At 39.3% G+C, this 17,783-nt stretch carries 15 protein-coding genes; 10 read left to right on the top strand and 5 right to left on the bottom strand.

Annotated elements, in window-relative coordinates; all coding sequences use genetic code 11:
- Position 1: 1 nt before the first annotated feature.
- The 4 genes from AC0L7T_RS26495 to AC0L7T_RS26480 all read left to right on the top strand — a co-directional run bounded on the left by AC0L7T_RS26495 (position 2) and on the right by AC0L7T_RS26480 (position 3,137).
- Complete coding sequence (locus AC0L7T_RS26495) at positions 2-472, top strand: DUF7000 family protein (protein WP_473339695.1); 471 nt, start codon at positions 2-4, stop codon at positions 470-472.
- Positions 473-822: 350 nt separating this feature from the next.
- Positions 823-1,275 carry an IS200/IS605 family transposase gene (tnpA, locus tag AC0L7T_RS26490; RefSeq protein ID WP_473339694.1) on the top strand — a complete coding sequence of 151 codons (453 nt, stop codon included), beginning with the start codon at positions 823-825 and terminating at the stop codon, positions 1,273-1,275.
- Between the two features lie 291 nt (positions 1,276-1,566).
- Positions 1,567-2,019, top strand: a complete 453-nt coding sequence (gene tnpA, locus AC0L7T_RS26485; protein ID WP_473339694.1) for an IS200/IS605 family transposase — start codon at positions 1,567-1,569, stop codon at positions 2,017-2,019.
- Positions 2,020-2,504: 485 nt separating this feature from the next.
- Positions 2,505-3,137, top strand: a complete 633-nt coding sequence (locus AC0L7T_RS26480; RefSeq protein WP_473339692.1) for a hypothetical protein — start codon at positions 2,505-2,507, stop codon at positions 3,135-3,137.
- Positions 3,138-4,733: 1,596 nt separating this feature from the next.
- Here the strand turns inward: AC0L7T_RS26480 and AC0L7T_RS26475 are convergent.
- Together AC0L7T_RS26475 and AC0L7T_RS26470 are read right to left on the bottom strand one after the other, a co-directional pair.
- Complete coding sequence (locus AC0L7T_RS26475) at positions 4,734-5,993, bottom strand: outer membrane protein assembly factor BamB family protein (RefSeq protein WP_473339690.1); 1,260 nt, start codon at positions 5,991-5,993, stop codon at positions 4,734-4,736.
- Positions 5,994-6,210: 217 nt separating this feature from the next.
- Positions 6,211-8,199 (bottom strand): beta-galactosidase, encoded by a 1,989-nt coding sequence (locus AC0L7T_RS26470; RefSeq protein ID WP_473339689.1) that lies wholly within the window; start codon positions 8,197-8,199, stop codon positions 6,211-6,213.
- A 293-nt stretch (positions 8,200-8,492) separates the two neighbouring features.
- Between AC0L7T_RS26470 and AC0L7T_RS26465 the strand changes: the two genes are divergently transcribed.
- The 3 genes from AC0L7T_RS26465 to AC0L7T_RS26455 all read left to right on the top strand — a co-directional run bounded on the left by AC0L7T_RS26465 (position 8,493) and on the right by AC0L7T_RS26455 (position 12,001).
- Complete coding sequence (locus AC0L7T_RS26465) at positions 8,493-8,834, top strand: TfoX/Sxy family protein (RefSeq protein ID WP_473339687.1); 342 nt, start codon at positions 8,493-8,495, stop codon at positions 8,832-8,834.
- Between the two features lie 143 nt (positions 8,835-8,977).
- Positions 8,978-10,105, top strand: a complete 1,128-nt coding sequence (locus AC0L7T_RS26460) for a hypothetical protein (RefSeq protein WP_473339686.1) — start codon at positions 8,978-8,980, stop codon at positions 10,103-10,105.
- A 111-nt stretch (positions 10,106-10,216) separates the two neighbouring features.
- The gene (locus tag AC0L7T_RS26455) at positions 10,217-12,001 is read left to right on the top strand and encodes an alpha-L-rhamnosidase-related protein (RefSeq protein ID WP_473339685.1); all 1,785 of its coding nucleotides are present in this window, start codon (positions 10,217-10,219) and stop codon (positions 11,999-12,001) included.
- Between the two features lie 91 nt (positions 12,002-12,092).
- Here the strand turns inward: AC0L7T_RS26455 and AC0L7T_RS26450 are convergent, their stop codons facing one another.
- Together AC0L7T_RS26450 and AC0L7T_RS26445 are read right to left on the bottom strand one after the other, a co-directional pair.
- On the bottom strand, positions 12,093-14,492 hold the full coding sequence (locus AC0L7T_RS26450) for a ribonucleoside-diphosphate reductase subunit alpha (protein ID WP_473339683.1): 2,400 nt from the start codon (positions 14,490-14,492) through the stop codon (positions 12,093-12,095).
- Positions 14,493-14,522: 30 nt separating this feature from the next.
- On the bottom strand, positions 14,523-15,503 hold the full coding sequence (locus AC0L7T_RS26445) for a ribonucleotide-diphosphate reductase subunit beta (RefSeq protein ID WP_473339681.1): 981 nt from the start codon (positions 15,501-15,503) through the stop codon (positions 14,523-14,525).
- Positions 15,504-16,094: 591 nt separating this feature from the next.
- Here AC0L7T_RS26445 and rplU point away from each other — a divergent pair.
- The 3 genes from rplU to AC0L7T_RS26430 all read left to right on the top strand — a co-directional run bounded on the left by rplU (position 16,095) and on the right by AC0L7T_RS26430 (position 17,135).
- Entirely contained in the window at positions 16,095-16,406 is a 312-nt protein-coding gene (rplU, locus tag AC0L7T_RS26440) for a 50S ribosomal protein L21 (protein WP_473339680.1), read from the top strand.
- Between the two features lie 34 nt (positions 16,407-16,440).
- On the top strand, positions 16,441-16,701 hold the full coding sequence (rpmA, locus tag AC0L7T_RS26435) for a 50S ribosomal protein L27 (RefSeq protein ID WP_473339679.1): 261 nt from the start codon (positions 16,441-16,443) through the stop codon (positions 16,699-16,701).
- Between the two features lie 125 nt (positions 16,702-16,826).
- On the top strand, positions 16,827-17,135 hold the full coding sequence (locus AC0L7T_RS26430) for an HPF/RaiA family ribosome-associated protein (RefSeq protein WP_473339677.1): 309 nt from the start codon (positions 16,827-16,829) through the stop codon (positions 17,133-17,135).
- A 17-nt stretch (positions 17,136-17,152) separates the two neighbouring features.
- On the opposite strand, the gene AC0L7T_RS26425 is transcribed toward AC0L7T_RS26430, so the two are convergent.
- Positions 17,153-17,782, bottom strand: coding sequence for a rhomboid family intramembrane serine protease (locus AC0L7T_RS26425; RefSeq protein WP_473339676.1), 630 nt, complete (start codon positions 17,780-17,782; stop codon positions 17,153-17,155).
- Between the last annotated feature and the right edge of the window lies 1 nt (position 17,783).

Below are 17,783 nucleotides of genomic sequence, written 5' to 3'. Positions count from 1 at the left end.
GATGCATGAAAGTTTTTCTGAATACCAAAATCAAATCCAGACGGGAGATATAGTGAAGGTTTACAAAAGCGTAATTGCGTATATGCAGTCGCTTAGAACTTATTTCCGGAATAACCATCGGGAATACATTATTGGTAGTTTTTATCAAGGAGCAATGGACTTTACTTATTTTCCCATTAGTACAAAGGAGTTGAAAGAGAAGAAACTAAAGCTCGTCATCATTTTTGATCACGAAAAGGCAAGTTTTGAAATTTGGTTGGCAGGGCAAAACAAACAAGTTCAAAGCCATTACTCTGGGTTAATTACTGACAAGGAAATGGGAGGCAATTACAGGGCATCGACCCATCCTCATTCCATCCTTGAGTGGGTGGTTTTGGAAGGTCCTAACTTCAAAGACCTGAATACAATCACTAATCGAATAGAGGAAAGCGTGAATGTGTTTATGCAGGACTTGAACAGGGTGATTGGCTAATTAGTATAGGGTAAAAAGGGGTGATTTGTGGGAATGGCCGTAAAGAAAGATTGAATGTCACCCTTTCAGGGATTGGAGGTTAGAGATTGGACTTAATCACAGGGCTGACACCCTGTGCTGATTTATGTCACCCTTTCAGGGCTAGGAATGGATAATCTGGAAAAATGTAGGAAATGTGGAAGTATAAAGGTTAAAATAATTTCTTGATCAGAATTATCTTGTAAAAGGAGTTTAATTGTGGATTTCGAAAAATCAAGCCCTGAATGGGCGGTGTAAAATAGGGATGGGTGTAGCCCATCCATAATTGGCAAAAACGAAACCTTAAAAGCCCTGGAAGGGTGTAGTAAATTATGGGACAGTCACTGGTACAAAACTTTATTCACATAATATTCAGCACAAAAAATAGGACGCCAAAAATACAGCCACCTATTGAAAAGGAATTACATGCGTACTTGGGAGGTGTTTGTAATAAGATGGATTGTCAGTCAATTATAGTTGGGGGTTTCACAGATCATGTACATATTTTATGCAATCTTTCTAAAAAAATTGCACTTATGAAACTTGTAGAAAGTGTAAAATCGCATTCTTCCAAGTGGATAAAAACCAGGGGAGAAGACTATAAGGATTTTTATTGGCAAGATGGATATGGTTCTTTTTCAATAAATCCAACACAAGTTGAGGCAGTGAAGACTTATATAGCTAATCAACATGAACATCATGCAAAAAAGACTTTTCAGGAAGAATACTTAGGGTTTTTAAAGAAATACGGTGTAGAATATGATGAACGTTATGTTTGGGATTAATACAGTTTTTTATGCCACCCTTTCAGGGCTAGGAGGTTGGGGATTGCACTTAATCACAGGGCTGCCACCCTGTGCTGATATATATCGCCCTTTCAGGGCTAGTAATGGATAATGACTCGTCCTGAAAAAAGTTTACAGTTTTAAAATTTATTGCTTGTTAGTACTACCCCAAATTTACATAACTATAAAAATTGGAGCCCTGAATGGGCGGTGTAAAATAGGGATGGGTGCAGCCCATCCATAAATAACCAAAAACGAAACCTTAAAATCCCTGGAAGGGTGTAGTAAATTATGGGACAGTCACTGGTACAAAACTTTATTCACATAATATTCAGCACAAAAAATAGGACGCCAAAAATACAGCCACCTATTGAAAAGGAATTACATGCGTACTTGGGAGGTGTTTGTAATAAGATGGATTGTCAGTCAATTATAGTTGGGGGTTTCACAGATCATGTACATATTTTATGCAATCTTTCTAAAAAAATTGCACTTATGAAACTTGTAGAAAGTGTAAAATCGCATTCTTCCAAGTGGATAAAAACCAGGGGAGAAGACTATAAGGATTTTTATTGGCAAGATGGATATGGTTCTTTTTCAATAAATCCAACACAAGTTGAGGCAGTGAAGACTTATATAGCTAATCAACATGAACATCATGCAAAAAAGACTTTTCAGGAAGAATACTTAGGGTTTTTAAAGAAATACGGTGTAGAATATGATGAACGTTATGTTTGGGATTAATACAGTTTTTTATGCCACCCTTTCAGGGCTAGGAGGTTGGGGATTGCACTTAATCACAGGGCTGCCACCCTGTGCTGATATATATCGCCCTTTCAGGGCTAGGAATTTGCCAAGGATAGAAAATTAAGATTGGGATTAGCTAATTATAGAAAATGGTTAACAATGAAAAAAATGACCATTAAAAAAAGCCCTGAATGGGCGGTGTAAAAGAGGGATGGGTGCAGCCCATCCACAATCGGCGAAAACAAAACCTTAAAGCCCTGGAAGGGTGTAGTAACATTATGGGACAATTTCATTTTAGCATATTATTAAGGCCTTGACAAGATGTCACCCTTCTACCCACAAAGGAATGGTCCATCAATTGAGCTCCTTTAAAGAGTTAAAAAAAAATCAACTTTAAGGTATAATGGAAATGAATTGCCCATAGGTTTTAATTGCCCCTAGAATATGTTTAAATTTGGCAAGATTTTTAAAATAAAAAAACCATGAAAAACTTAAAACTAATTGCCTTAAGCCTTTTGTTGCTTGCTAATTTTAGTTGTAACAATGCCAATAAAAGCGCTGAAACGGAAACAGAGGCTGTTGCGGAAAGCAACTTCACTTTGGTAGAAGATTCTACTAAAGTTAGCTTTGTGGCTTATAAGACCACAGACAAAGCGCCTGTAGGTGGACAATTCACCAAAATCAATGTCACCAATTTCGGTGAAGGAGCGACCGCTCTTGAAGCCATGAATGGTACCAAGTTTAGCATCCCTGTAAGTAGCTTATTTACCAACGATGCTACGGGAACAAGAGACCCTAAAATCCTTGAATTTTTCTTTGGCGTTATGGAAAATACAGAGCTGATCTCAGGTGTATTTAAAGTAGAAGGTGGAAACAAATGTTCTATCGACGTAACCTTGAATGGATCTACGCAAAACATTCCTTTGGAGTATTCTACTGTCAATGATACCCAATTCATCTTTGACGGTGTAATGGACTTAGAAAACTGGGATGCTTTAGATGCTGTAGCTTCTATCAATAAGGCTTGCGAAGCTTTACATACTGGTAAAGACGGTGTGAGTAAAACTTGGAGCGAAGTAGCTGTACATGCAGAAGTATTGTTGGAGAAAAAATAAATTTCCCGCATACATCTAGAAATAGGAAACCCCACAACAAATGTTGATTTGTTGTGGGGTTTTTTGTTTGGTTCGGATTGGGAAATAGGGTGAAATATTAGCCTCAGTCAGTTCAGTTTAGTCGTGATTTTGTCAGTATTGTTGCAGAAAAAAGCAACAATACCGCCAAAATCAATTTGCGTTCAGGTGCTTATCCGCGGGTTTTCACCCGCGTCTACAAAAATATCACCCCTGCCGGGGTTCTTCTGTAATTCTAAGATGTAACAATTTTCATGGATAGAAATCAAAAACGAGTAGGCGTTTGTTGGAATTCTAAGGGTCGGAAAAAGTGGAGATTTTGTCAGTATTGTTGCAGAAAAAAAGCAACAATACCGCCAAAATCAATTTGCGTTCAGGTGCTTATCCGCGGGTTTTCACCCGCGTCTACAAAAATATCACCCCTGCCGGGGTTCTTCTGTAATTCTAAGATGTAACAATTTTCATGGATAGAAATCAAAAACGAGTAGGCGTTTGTAGGAATTCTAAGGGTCGGAAAAAGTAAGGAAGACTAGCGAATCAGGTGGAGATTTTGTCAGTATTGTTGCAGAAAAAAGCAACAATACCGCCAAAATCAATTTGCGTTCAGGTGCTTATCCGCGGGTTTTCACCCGCGTCTACAAAAATATCACCCATGCCGGGGTTCTTCAGTAATTCTAAGATGTAACAATTTTCATGGATAGAAATCAAAAACGAGTAGCCGTTTGTTGGAATTCTAAGGTTCGGAAAAAGTAAGGAAGACTAGCGAACTTAGGTGGAGATTTTGTCAGTATTGTAGCAGAAAAAAGCAACAATACCGCCAAAATCAATTTGCGTTCAGGTGCTTATCCGCGGGTTTTCACCCGCGTCTACAAAAATATCACCCCTGCTGGGGTTCTTCTGTAATTCTAAGATGTAACAATTTTCATGGATAGAAATCAAAAACGAGTAGCCGTTTGTTGGAATTTTAAGGTTCGGAAAAAGTAAGGAAGACTAGCGAACTTAGGTGGAGATTTTGTCAGTATTGTAGCAGAAAAAAGCAACAATACCGCCAAAATCAATTTGCGTTCAGGTGCTTATCCGCGGGTTTTCACCCGCGTCTACAAAAATATCACCCCTGCTGGGGTTCTTCTGTAATTCTAAGATGTAACAATTTTCATGGATAGAAATCAAAAACGAGTAGGCGTTTGTTGGAATAATCAGGTCGGAAAAAGTAAGGAAGACTAGCGAACTTAGGTGGAGATTTTGTCAGTATTGTTGCAGAAAAAAAAGCAACAATACCGCCAAAATCAGTTGATATTCAAATGTTTATACACGAGTTTTCACCCGTGTCTACAGAAATTTCACCCCTGCCTGGGTTCTTTTACTTTTCGTTCAATCCGATAGGACCTTATGGAATTAATTTGGTTGAGGTCCTTCAGACTTCTTTAGTTTCCGTTCTATCAACCATTTCTAAGATAACCTGAAATTTGACGAAATCTAATAGAATGATCTTCGACAGGAAACTTAGAGAGCGTTTTGGTGGGAAAATTAATCTGAGGCGTCCCCTGAGCTTGTCGAAGGGGACGCCTCAGATGAATGTTAATCTAACCTCGCTGAAACGAGAAGGCTTTGTTCAGTGGTGTAATAGATTTCATCTCCATAAATTTTGAAATACCTTTCACCAAAATAATCTTCTAAACGATTGATGGAAAAGGGAATGATTGAAGTGTCGAAAGGATAAAGCTCCTTTATCTCCCTTTCTGAAATGGTCTGACCATTTTCCACATTGATTTCATAGAGGAAGTTGTTTTTTGTATAAAGAAAGAGCCTATCCTTTACAAGAAACAATTGGCCAATATCCCTGTTCTGAATCTGAGATTCCCATGTTTTGGAATGGGAAGGCCAGTTGATGGCCACGACTTTCCCCGATTCTTTGTCGTGGTAGATCAAAGACTTCTTGCTTTCCAAGTGAAGCATATGGGTCAGGTCAAGGGTATTGTTATTGAAACCTTCAGGGTATTTCCATTCAGCTTCTCCTGTACTAGGAGAACGTAGGATAAAATTATCCGGACTGACGCTTAGTATAGTGCTTCCAAGATCCACGGCAAAGGAATAGTAGATAAGATGGCCATAGTTGGGCTCGTCATAATTGAAAACCTCCCAGTATTCATTACAAGTATTTGGATCTATGGAAAGCAAATTTCTACCTCCACGTACCACCATCAGCACCAGCTTGTCATCTCTGAAAAGGAAATTTCTAATATTGTCTACTAATAACTCCTCGCATGCGATCTCGTCATTGCCTGTTTCCAAACTTACCTTGTAGAGGGAAGTTTCCCTTTTTCTTAAGCCAAACCAGTTACCATCTACCTGCCCGGATGGGAATGTTCCGGAAGGCTTTTCAAATAGCACATTGCCATCTGAAGGATCCACTTTGATTATCGTTGGATTGTTAATGTCGTAGGTCATGGCCCAAATATGGTCTCCAATTGTTTTCATGGTAAAGGGGCCTCCTATACTTTCTTTATTAATGTTCCAGTTGGTTTCCTGATTGTTTTTGTTCAAAGATACAATTCCCTTTCCACCATAGGGGCTGTATAGGTAAAGGTCGCTTTCACCCACATGTAAAAACGGGGAAAAGGAGCCGCCAATTTCATCACCTTCCTTGTTAATGGACCAGTTGACGGTAAAGGGCAGGTCTGTAGTGTCCTCTAATAAATCTTCTTCCTCCTCTTCCTCTTGCTCTTCCTCCTCCTTGTCTTTATCATCTATAATCTTTTTAGTGTCTTCCGGTGAGATGCAAAATTGGAAAATCAAAAGTAAGAGTGATGGTAATAAAATGCGTTGCGAATACCTCATGTTGGTTTTTATTTGAAGGATGTAAGGGTTTAATTCGCAAATTAAAAATTAAACTATAACAATAAGGATAAATACAGATTAAAAAATGGTTTTTTCGGAATTGATCTTCCCTATTACGCTTCTATGGTCAATAAGCCTAATATTTCCATCTTTCAGTGTAAAACAATTTTATAACTGAATACCCAGATAGACATTTTAAGCCGGAAGCATCAATAGATTAAAATGGATTAACCCGAAAAATAACCGTCGATTTTGCATCCATCTTGATCTTGATTTGGTTGGTGGAATCTGATAAGACCTTGTTAGCTATTGGGTCAATTACCTGCGCATAATAAGGGAGCTGAATGTTTTTTTCTCCCCCATCCACAGAATGTAAACTCAGCCAATTTCTTCCTACATAACAGATGTCTTCTGTAGTTATGTATTGGTGAACACCAGCCTCTGACCAGACTTTCTTTAGCTCAGAAGGTGTCCATTGCAACTTATCAGGTAGAAATTTGGCGGCTTTTCCCGGGAAGTAAAGGGTTGTTCCTTTATCGTTGGTCCACAAGACTGTTTTTCCCATTCCTTGCCATTTCTTGATCTGTGCAGCTTCTTTATCGGTCAATTGAAGCAATCCCATAAGCCAGATTACCTGGTATTGGCTGTCAGCAATTTCATGTAGATCCGTTCTTAGATAAAGGTCATAGGCACTTCCTGTTTTGGCTATCGGATATCGGTTAGACAATATTTTCTCAGTAAGCCTTCCGTAACTTTTGTCCCAAAAGGAAAGTTCTTCATCTACAATCACCAATACAGAAGGCTTCATTTTTTCAGGATTTTTGGACGGATAGTCTTGGTGAAATTGCTGGGTTTTTTCCAATACCTGAAGCATTTCAGGATCACTAAACCAGCCTCCCCACATGTCAAACCACCAACCCCCATAGCCATAAGCCAGCATTCTTGCTGCATTTTTCCATAGCAATGAGACAGAGGCATCATGTTCTTTAGGGCCAAGCCAAACCCCACCTTCATATTGGCCAGGAGGGGCTATTCCTTGAGAGCGGTCTTTTAGAAGCGTAGTAATAGAAGTCCGTGTATCGTTTTCTGCCAGCCAAAGTTTGCCATGCTTGTGAACGGAGTTCACCGCCACCATAGGTGGCCAGTCTTCCCCAATGGCCCTATTGTATACATTTGGGCTGGAGAGGTAATCTAGGTCCGGACAATCCAATAGCTTTGCCAGAGAACCATGGCCTCTCCTTGGGTCAGTGACAAAATAATGGTACCCATAAAATGCCCCCGTCAACAATTTGCCATCACTTTTCTCTTTGACAATCTTGCAGAAATAGGCAATATTGTCCACCAAAACTTCAGTGTGGAACCGATAGGTGTCGATGTAGTTTTGGTCTTTATTGGGATCTCTCCATGAGATATCAGTGACAGGCTCATCGATATTGCTCAGCTTGGCATTGTCAAAAGTGACAGACGGTGCATTCCATGCCGCTCTCAGCGCAGGAATGGTAACATATTTATTCAATAACCAGTTACGGAAGGCCTCAAGTCGAACAGGGTTTTGGTCCTGATACTGTTTAGGATGGTAAAACCATTCTTCGGTAAATCCACTGGCCACATGAATTCCCGCCAGGTTATTGCGGTATTTGGATTTTAGCAACCACTCCAGGCAATCCTGAAAAGCGATTTTTGTTTTTTCTCTCCACTCCTCCGAAGCATAGCTTTGGCGAAATAATGAACCATCTGGCAATTGTGCTGCCGCGGTGGGGTTTGCTAAAGTCCACCAGCGAGGTGGATCCAGGTAAAAACGGATGACTACTTTGGCTTTTGGATCTGCATTAAGTATTTTTTCAAAATCTACTTCTATACTTGAAAAGTCATAGTCTTTCTCTCCCTTCCATATTGAATTTCTAAATGCACCAATACCTGAGATGGTATTAATACCTCCTTCTCCCAAGTAGGCCGGTAAATTGTAAAGATGAATACCAGTAGCTGCTATCTCATTATAATATTCTTCCTCTCCCAAATAGGACATGTAGGCAAAGGGAGGGTATTGCTCTCCATCAATAATCAAAGAAGGGCTTCCATTCTCCCAGTGAATTTCCGATTTTATTTGTGCGCTTACTTGATGAGCTATAGGAAGGAGAAAGAGTAAGAGAATTAAAAGAGATAATTTTTGAAAGTTTCGGGTCAATATATTTGGGTCTTTTATCATGAAAAGGATGGTATGGCGCTGGTCTAATTGAGAATGCTTCAGTTCTTAAAATCAAACAGTCATTCTGGAAGATGTATTTTTTTTCTTGAGACAATGATCTTTTAAAAGTAACTGTAAAAGCCATGCAATTCCAGATTTTCCCTTCAAAAAGTTTCGCTTATTGGTAAACGGTAAAAATTACCCAAGGAGGTGTTGGCCATTATAATCTTTCGAGCCATCTAAAATTCATTCTATAGACTTTGCCAATACCCATTTTTATTTGGTATTTTTAGTTTCATCTAAACAATTTAAATATGGCATACGATGAAAGGCTTGCAGATAGGGTTCGGGAATATCTTTTCATAGTGGGACAACTGGAAGTGGAAGAAAAAGCGATGTTTGGAGGCCTGGCTTTTTTAGTCAATAAAAAAATGTGCGTGAATGTAAGTGGTCCAAGGCTCATGTGTAGGTTTGATCCCGAAAGATTGGAAGAGGTTGCAGAAAAAAATGGCTTTCAATCCATGGTCATGAAAGGGCGGGTGTACAAGGGCTATTGTTACGTGGATGCTGCCGCGATTACCTCAAACCAAGAGTTGGCCTATTGGATTGACCTTAGCCTGGACTTCAATGAGAAAGCCAAATCTTCAAAAAAGTAGTGTTAAGCAGTAGATAGATTCGGTGGTTGTGGTTTCAAGTGAGAAGAGTTCAACTAAATTATGTTTTTCGCCGTTATTTTTCTTGTTTGGACGAGAACCCGAGAGTGATCAATTAAGTTAAAGATACTATAGCTTATTTTCTAATGATACCTTCAACCTTCTATAAAGGATATTTTTCGCGCATTATTCCCGCACTCATTGTCGTGTTTGGAATATTGTTACCTATAGAGAATGTTTTTTCTCAAAAAGTTAGCCTGGACCCGATACCGTTAAAGGTAGTTTCTCAGGTTTTCAGCCCTGATGAATATTATATCTCAAAAGTTATAGATGAGAGAAAGGATCTTAATCCTACTGCATTTTTGGTCCCAGATGTTGAAAGCGGAAGTAATCTGCTAACTGTAAACCTTGAAGGAGGAACCATAGCGGCCTTGGAACAGTATATTCTGGACGCTTATCCCAGCAGTAAGAAACTTCGGTCCGTAGTGATCAAAATTAAGGATGTCAAAATAATTGAAAACATTAAGGATGCTAGAACAGGCTTAGTAGAAGGAGATATTCACCTGGACTTCACCTTTGCTTTGGAAAGGGGAGATGAATTGGTTGATTTGTTGGGTTTTCAGGGAGGCATAAGTTACCAACGAGGGGTAAGACAGTTTAACTTATTGGAGCCGTTCCTAAGGAGGTCGGTGAATTTGGCCATGAAATATTTTGATGATTGGATAGAGAAAGACGCGCCGAATAACAATGTCCTGGCACAATCGGTGCGATTGGAAATGAGGGATTATAGCCATTTGGGTGAGAGTGACACTGTTTTCTATGCTACTGACAGGCCATTGACCTGGAAAGATTTTACAGGGAGACCTGCTTTTAATAATTATGCTGCTTCTATTTTTGCAAGCATCGGCTATGAGTCGAATAGTAGCGTGGAAAATGGAGTAGTGATTGTAGATTTGGTCTTTAAAACCTATATGTTGAAGAGTTCTTCCTGGGTAAGGTCTGCAAACAGTAGCTACGGTTTAAATCATGAACAAAGGCATTTTGATATCGCTAAAATAATCATTGAACGGCTCAAAAATACGCTACAAAAAGTTGAACTCAATCCCAATGATTATGAGCGCAAGATCTCTTTTCATTACCTGGAAGCTTTTAGAGAAATGAACCGTATGCAGGAACAATATGACGGTCAAACTTCCAATGGCTCCAATGCTTCAGCTCAGGAGAAGTGGGACAAAAAAATAGATGCCGAATTAGATGAATTAGGCGTAGATTAGTCCCAGTAGTAAAAGGGGATCGAAATAAATTTTTTCTTGAGCAGGTACGCACAGGACAGGTATTTGACCAAATAATTTTATCTTGGCTTATTAACCAAAATGACTATCCAAATGAGTTTCATGCACAAGGCTGTAAGGCCAGTTTTTTCAATTCTACTTTTCCTGGCAATGTGTTCCAATGCCAATGCCCAACTTCCACCTGCCTTTAACAATGGCAGGGATTATAAAGTAGCCGATGATTCCCGAACGCGGAAATACATTGCTCCAGTTAAAATATTTTGGAAATCTACGGAGAATACGGATTTAATAAAAAATGAAAATCACCTCCTGAACCAACCAATAGGCCAAGCCATTCTTACAAACAAGCAGGATTTTTTGGTCATGAAAAGTACGGCAACTGAAAAGCCAGGTATCTTGTTGGATTTTGGTGTCAACCTACATGGCGGAATTCAATTGGTAACGGGCATGATAGGATCAAAAGATCCTGTGCGCGTGCGAATAAGATTGGGAGAGTCAGTAACTGAAGCGATGTCGTCTATTGACACCATCCATGGGGCTACAAATGACCACGCCATGCGTGATTTCATCGTGTCTTTGCCATGGCTTGGAAAACTTGAAATTGGGAACTCGGGATTCAGGTATGCACGTATTGATCTGGTTGACCCTAATAAAGAGTTGCTGCTAAAAGAAGCCAATGCCATATTGGTGTACAGAGACATCCCTTACTTGGGTAGCTTTAAGAGCAATGATAAACGTTTGAATAAAATTTGGGACATGGGGGCTTATACGGTTCACATGAATATGCAGGAGTACCTTTGGGACGGCATAAAAAGAGACCGTTTGGTTTGGGTGGGAGATTTGCACCCTGAGGTTTCCACAATCAGTGCGGTCTTTGGGTACAATGAGGTAGTGCCTAAAAGCCTTGACCTGATCCGTGACATTACGCCTATGCCTGAATGGATGAATGGGATCAGTACCTATTCAATGTGGTGGATCATTATCCACCGTGACTGGTACCTGCATTATGGAGATAAAACTTATTTGAAGGAACAAGAAAACTATTTGAAACTACTTACCAGGCACATGGCAAGTAGGGTAGAAGGCAATAAAGAAAAATTAGATGGTACCCGTTTTCTGGATTGGCCATCAAGTGAAAACCCTGAAGCCATACATGCTGGTTTGCAGTCCATGTTGATTTGGGCTTTTGATGCTTCTGAAGAAATATATACAGTACTTGAAAATCCAGAAATGGCCAAAGAAGCCAAGGACATGGCGGCTAAGTTAAGAACCTACCGTCCTGATCATGCAGGATCAAAGCAAGCTGCTTCTTTAATGTCCCTGACAGGAATAATGGATCCTACTAAAGCCAATCAACAGGTAATTTCCAAAAATGGAGTGGCTGATTTCTCTACTTTCTATGGCTATTATATGCTGGAGGCCAAGGCCAAGGCTGGAGACTATGTTGGGGCGATTGAAAATATCAGAGAATATTGGGGTGCGATGATTGACCTGGGAGCAACCACTTTTTGGGAAGATTTTAATATCAAGTGGTTGGAAAACGCTGCTAGAATTGATGATTTCGTGCCTGATGATAAAGTAGATGTTCATGCCAGCTATGGTGGGTATAGCTATGACAAGCTCCGCCATAACCTAAGTCATGGTTGGGCATCTGGTCCTACAGCCTGGATGAGTAAACATGTGCTTGGTGTCAATGTATTGGAACCGGGATCTAAGACCATCCTCATTGAGCCGCATTTGGGAGATTTGGATTGGGTGGAAGGTACCTTTCCTACACCTGATGGCTTGTTGTATATCAGGCATGAAAAACAAGGCGACGGTTCCGTTAAGACAAAAGTATCGGGCCCTGAAAACGTCAATATTGTTTATTCTAAATGAGGTAAGTTTTTATTTCTGAAACTTCGCTAAAAGCAAAAAAAGCAACTGCCCGAAGGACAGTTGCTTTTTTATGCGATTTTATATTTGTGGATCAACTACCACAAGCTTCACACTCATCTGGATTGTCCAAAGAGCAAATAATGGCCTCTTGCTGCAGCTTTTTGCTGTCCACGTCTGCTGTTGCTGCTTCAGGCTTGTCTCCATTCAATTGGGATTTGTCTACCGTAAACTGAATGGCACTACTTGCCGCTTTAGAGCGTAGGTAATAAATACCTGTTTTCAAGCCTTTTTTCCAGGCGTAGAAATGCATTGAAGTTAATTTCCCAAAATTAGGCTCTTGCAAAAAGAGGTTCATGCTTTGAGACTGACATACATAAGCACCTCTGTCGGCAGCCAAATCTATGATCACTTTTTGAGAGATTTCCCAAACCGTTTTGTAAAGATCCTTCAAGTTTTGAGGAATGTCAGGCATATTCTGAATCGAGCCATTGGCAGCGATCAGCCTGTTTTTCATCCCATCCGTCCAAATACCTAACCTGATCAAGTCTTTCATCAAGTGTTTGTTGACAACTACAAATTCTCCTGACAAGGTTCTTCTTGTATAGATATTAGTAGTGTATGGTTCAAAACACTCGTTGTTACCTAAGATTTGAGAAGTAGAAGCTGTAGGCATAGGCGCTACCAAAAGGGAATTCCTTACCCCATACTTGTTTACTTTCTCTTTGAGCGCTGTCCAATTCCAGCGACCTGATTTTGGCGTTACACCCCACATATCAAACTGGAATTGCCCCTTAGATACTGGAGAGCCTTCATAGGTCTCATAAGTACCATTGATTTTCGCCAGTTCCATGGAAGTCTCCATTGAAGCAAAATAGATGGTTTCAAAGATGTCTTCATTAAGTCCTTTGGCTTCTGGAGAATCAAAAGGCATCCTCAAAAGGATGAAAGTATCTGCCAATCCTTGAATTCCTAATCCAACAGGTCTGTGCCTAAAGTTGGATTTTCTGGCTTCCGGTACAGGGTAATAATTGACATCAATTACCTTGTTTAGGTTTTTGGTAACCACCTTGGTAACTTCGTAAAGTTTCTGGTGATCAAAATATTTTTTACCGTCCTTTCCTATAGATACAAACTTGGGAAGAGCAAGGGAAGCAAGATTACAAACGGCTACCTCATCCGGTGAGGTGTACTCCATGATCTCAGTACAGAGGTTGGAGGATTTGATTGTTCCCAGGTTCTTTTGATTGGATTTGCTGTTGGCAGCATCCTTATACAAAATATAGGGGGTTCCTGTTTCAATTTGGGATTCCAAAATCTCAAACCAAAGCTCTTGTGCTTTAATTACTTCACGCGCACGGCCTTCTTTTTCGTATTTTTCATAAAGTCTCTCAAACTCTTCACCATAACAGTCGGCAAGACCTGGTGCTTCGTGAGGACAGAATAGAGACCACTCTTCATTGGCTTCCACTCTTTTCATAAATAGATCAGAGGCCCAAACCGCATAGAATAAATCTCTTGCACGGAGTTCGTCTTTACCGTGGTTTTTCTTTAGGTCAAGGAAATCCTTGATGTCTGCATGCCATGGTTCCAGATAAATAGCAAAGCTACCTTTTCTTTTTCCACCACCTTGATCCACATACCTAGCGGTCATGTCAAAGTTTCTCAACATTGGTACAATCCCATTAGATACACCATTGGTTCCTCGTATGTAGGAGCCTTTGGCTCTCACATTGTGAATAGAAAGACCGATGCCGCCTGCTGATTGGGAAATTTTAGCACATTGTTTTAAAGTGTCGTATATCCCATCAATGCTGTCGTCTTTCATTGTAAGCAAGAAACAGGAAGACAACTGTGGCTTTGGTGTGCCGGCATTAAAGAGGGTAGGAGTAGCGTGTGTAAACCATTTCTGAGACAAGAGATGGTAAGTCTCAATAGCTGCATCAATGTCTTCTTTATGGATGCCTACAGACACCCGCATAAGCATGTGTTGAGGCCTTTCTACAACTTTACCATCTAGTTTGATAAGGTAACTTCTTTCCAGGGTTTTGAATCCAAAGAAATCATAATCGAAATCTCTACTGTATTCGATAACCTGGTCTAATTTGGCAGCATGTTTTTTAATAATCCCGTAAACATCCGGTGCAATCAGCGCTGCATTCTCATTTGTTATTGGATTGATATAGGTATACAGCCGTTTCATTGTATTGGAAAACGACTGACTTGTAGTCTTATGAAGATTTGATATGGAAATTCTTGCGGCAAGGATGGCGTACTCTGGATGCTTCACAGTCAAAGAAGCACATACCTCAGCGGCGAGATTGTCCAGCTCTGTGGTGGTTACCCCATCATAAAGCCCATCAATCACTTTTTTGGCAATCTCAATGGGGTGGATGTAACGCGCATCCAACTCATAGCAAAGGTTTTCTATTCGGGCTGTGATTTTGTCAAATCTGACGGATTCCCTTCTACCGTCTCTTTTTATTACTAACATAACTATTGATGATTAATGGTTAAAAAATGATTAAAAGTCCTCTTCAACAGAAAATTTATCTGAAGAAGTTTCGTCTTTGTTTTTCATTACCCCTGCTTTTTGATAATCACCAACACGCTTTTCGAAGAAATTGGTTTTTCCTTCCAAAGATATCATGTCCATAAAATCAAACGGGTTCTTGCTGTTCCATACTTTAGAACATCCCAATTCGAGTAGCAGTCTGTCTGCCACAAACTCAATGTATTGGCACATTAACTCAGAATTCATGCCAATTAATCTTACAGGCAATGCGTCTGTAACGAATTCCTTTTCAATTTCTACAGCATCTTTGATGATTTCTGTAACTTGTTCTTCTGGTAGTTTATTGACAAGGTGTTTGGTATAAAGGTGACAAGCGAAATCGCAATGCAAACCTTCATCTCTTGAGATTAATTCATTTGAAAAGGTCAAACCTGGCATCAAACCTCTTTTCTTCAACCAGAATATAGAGCAAAATGAACCGGAAAAGAATATTCCTTCAACTGCAGCAAAAGCCACCAGTCGCTCCATGAAATTACCATTGTCTATCCAGCGTAAAGCCCATTCAGCTTTCTTCTTTACACAGTCCATATGTTCTATGGCATTGAAAAGGTGATCGCGTTCCTCTGGGTTTTTTATATAAGTGTCTATTAATAGACTATAGGTCTCACTGTGGATGTTTTCCATGGCAATTTGAAAACCATAAAAAAACTTTGCCTCTGTATATTGTACTTCTGAGACGAAATTTTCTGCTAGGTTTTCATTGACGATTCCATCACTAGCCGCAAAAAATGCCAGAACGTGGGATATAAAATGTCGTTCTCCATCACTTAGGCTCTTCCAATCATTAAAGTCTTGCCCTAAATCTATCTCTTCAGCGGTCCAAAAGCTGGCCTCCGCCATTTTATAATATTCCCAAATGTCATCATGTTGGATAGGGAACAATACAAATCGACTATTATCTCCCTGTTCTAATATTGGTTCTGACTTCATTAGTAGAAATGTTTTAATCTGAATAAAAATTATTTGCTAGCCTGCACCGTATTTCTTCTTACTGTCTAGAAAAAAGGCTTTTAGGCTGAATTGTTATAAATGACTTAACAAATATGGGCAAGAAAATTGAAAAAGTAAAGCCGGATTCAGTTAAAAACCATAAAAAGTTGAACGCTGGTCAATAGGCTATAAATGACAAACAAATAGTAGATTAACCGATTATACCTAAAGTTAAGATTTAATCCAATTGGGTCAAATATGCAAGGTTAACTTTTTTTAAATAATTTTAAAATATTTAAAATAGGCTTAAAACGGGTCTTTTTTTGACCGGTGGTCAATTTAATGGCTTTGTAAGCGACTTTGAATGCCTTATAAATTCCTGTCAGTCAATCCTATAAACCTCAAAATCTTATTTGTAGGGCTATTAATGGTGTTTGAGTACAGTTAAATGGGGTTAGCCCAGTTTAATAACTAAAATGTTTTAGCTTAAAGTGCAGAAACTTAAATTAATATTGGGTATTTATTTTATCTATATGGTATATTTTCTTATCTTTGCACCTCATTTTGATAATTGAATTATATCAAACCATTATGTACGCAATAGTTAACATTTCCGGTAAGCAGTTCAAAGTAACAAAAGATCAACAAATCTTTGCACCAAAAATGCAGGGCGAAGTTGACGCTTCCGTAGAATTCGATCAAGTGCTTTTGGCAGATGACAATGGCACTGTATCGATAGGAGCGCCATTACTATCAGGCGCTAAGATATCAGGGAAAATCCTTGATCATGTAAAGGGTGACAAAGTAATCGTCTTCAAGAAGAAAAGGAGAAAAGGTTACAAAAAGAAAAACGGTCACCGTCAACAATTTACAAAAATATTAATCGAAAATATCACACTGTAATCCTTCGGGTTGCAACCTTAAATAATAATAAGTTATGGCACATAAGAAAGGTGTAGGTAGTTCTAGAAACGGTAGAGAGTCTGAAAGTAAGAGACTTGGTGTAAAGAAATTTGGTGGTGAATCAGTTATAGCTGGTAACATTATTGTAAGACAAAGAGGTACTAAGCACCATCCTGGCGTAAATGTTGGATTGGGTAAAGACCATACAATCTTTGCTTTGGTTCCTGGTAAAGTAGCTTTCACAAAAAATCACGAAGGTAGATCTTTTGTAGGAGTAATTCCGGCTGAAGCTTAATCTTACTAAGAAATTAATTATTTAAAGGTCATTCTAACGGATGACCTTTTTTTTGTTCCTCAGTTTTAAGATATTCGTAGTATTAATTTTCACCTCTCCGAATGATGGAGTTAAACAATTTGAAAATGAATTTCACAGAAAACTACAATGGAATTAAGATTGACGTTCAATCAGTCAATAATGAAATCAATGGTGCCGTACAAGAAGAAATAAGGACCTCTATAGATAAACTCTCAAAATTTACCCAAAACATCAATGCTGTCGATGTTTATTTCAAAACTGAAGGAAGTGGAGGTAATGCTACTAGCGTCGTTGGGATGCGCGTAGGAATACCTGGCCCCGATGTGTTTGCCGAAGAAAAGGGAGAACATTGGATCCCATTGCTAAAGGAAGTGGTGGACAAATTGGTTAGACAATTGAAAAAAGCAAAATAAATTAAAAAGCTTCAGTCTTAAAAAAGGCTGAAGCTTTTTATTTGTTCCCAAAAACGCAATCCATTCTCAGGGGAAATTAATACAATCACTACTATTCCGAATACTGCACCATAGAAATGTGCATCATGGTTGATATTATCGCTACCGGCTCGGCCTTTATAAAACGCATACCCCAGAAAGAGTATTCCTAATATAAATCCTGGCAGGCAAAATATGCCGAAAATGCAAATATCAGAAAGGGGCATCAAAATTATACTGGCAAAGACAGTAGCCGAAGTACCGCCCGAGGCACCCAAAGCATGGTATCCGGGATTGTCTTGTTCTTTAAGGTAGGTAGGGATATCCGCAATGACGATGGCTGAAAGGTAAAAGGCTAAATAAGCGATTAGACCCAGTTCAAATCCAAATACGTAAGTGAGGTAGGACTCTACTACATTTCCGAAGAAATAAAAGGTGAACATGTTAAACAAGAGGTGGGTACCATCTTTGTGAATAAAGCCCGAAAACAGAAATCGCCCATAAGATCCCTCTCTTTTGATAAGGTAGGGGGTGAACAATTGTTTGTTTACAAACTCAGGGTTTTTCCAGCCATAATAAGAAATAAGACAAGTGATGATGATAATGATTAATGTCAATGATAATTCCATG

Source organism: Cyclobacterium sp. 10D3-21 (assembly GCF_055809755.1).
This window is presented reverse-complemented; position numbering and strand designations above follow the sequence as displayed.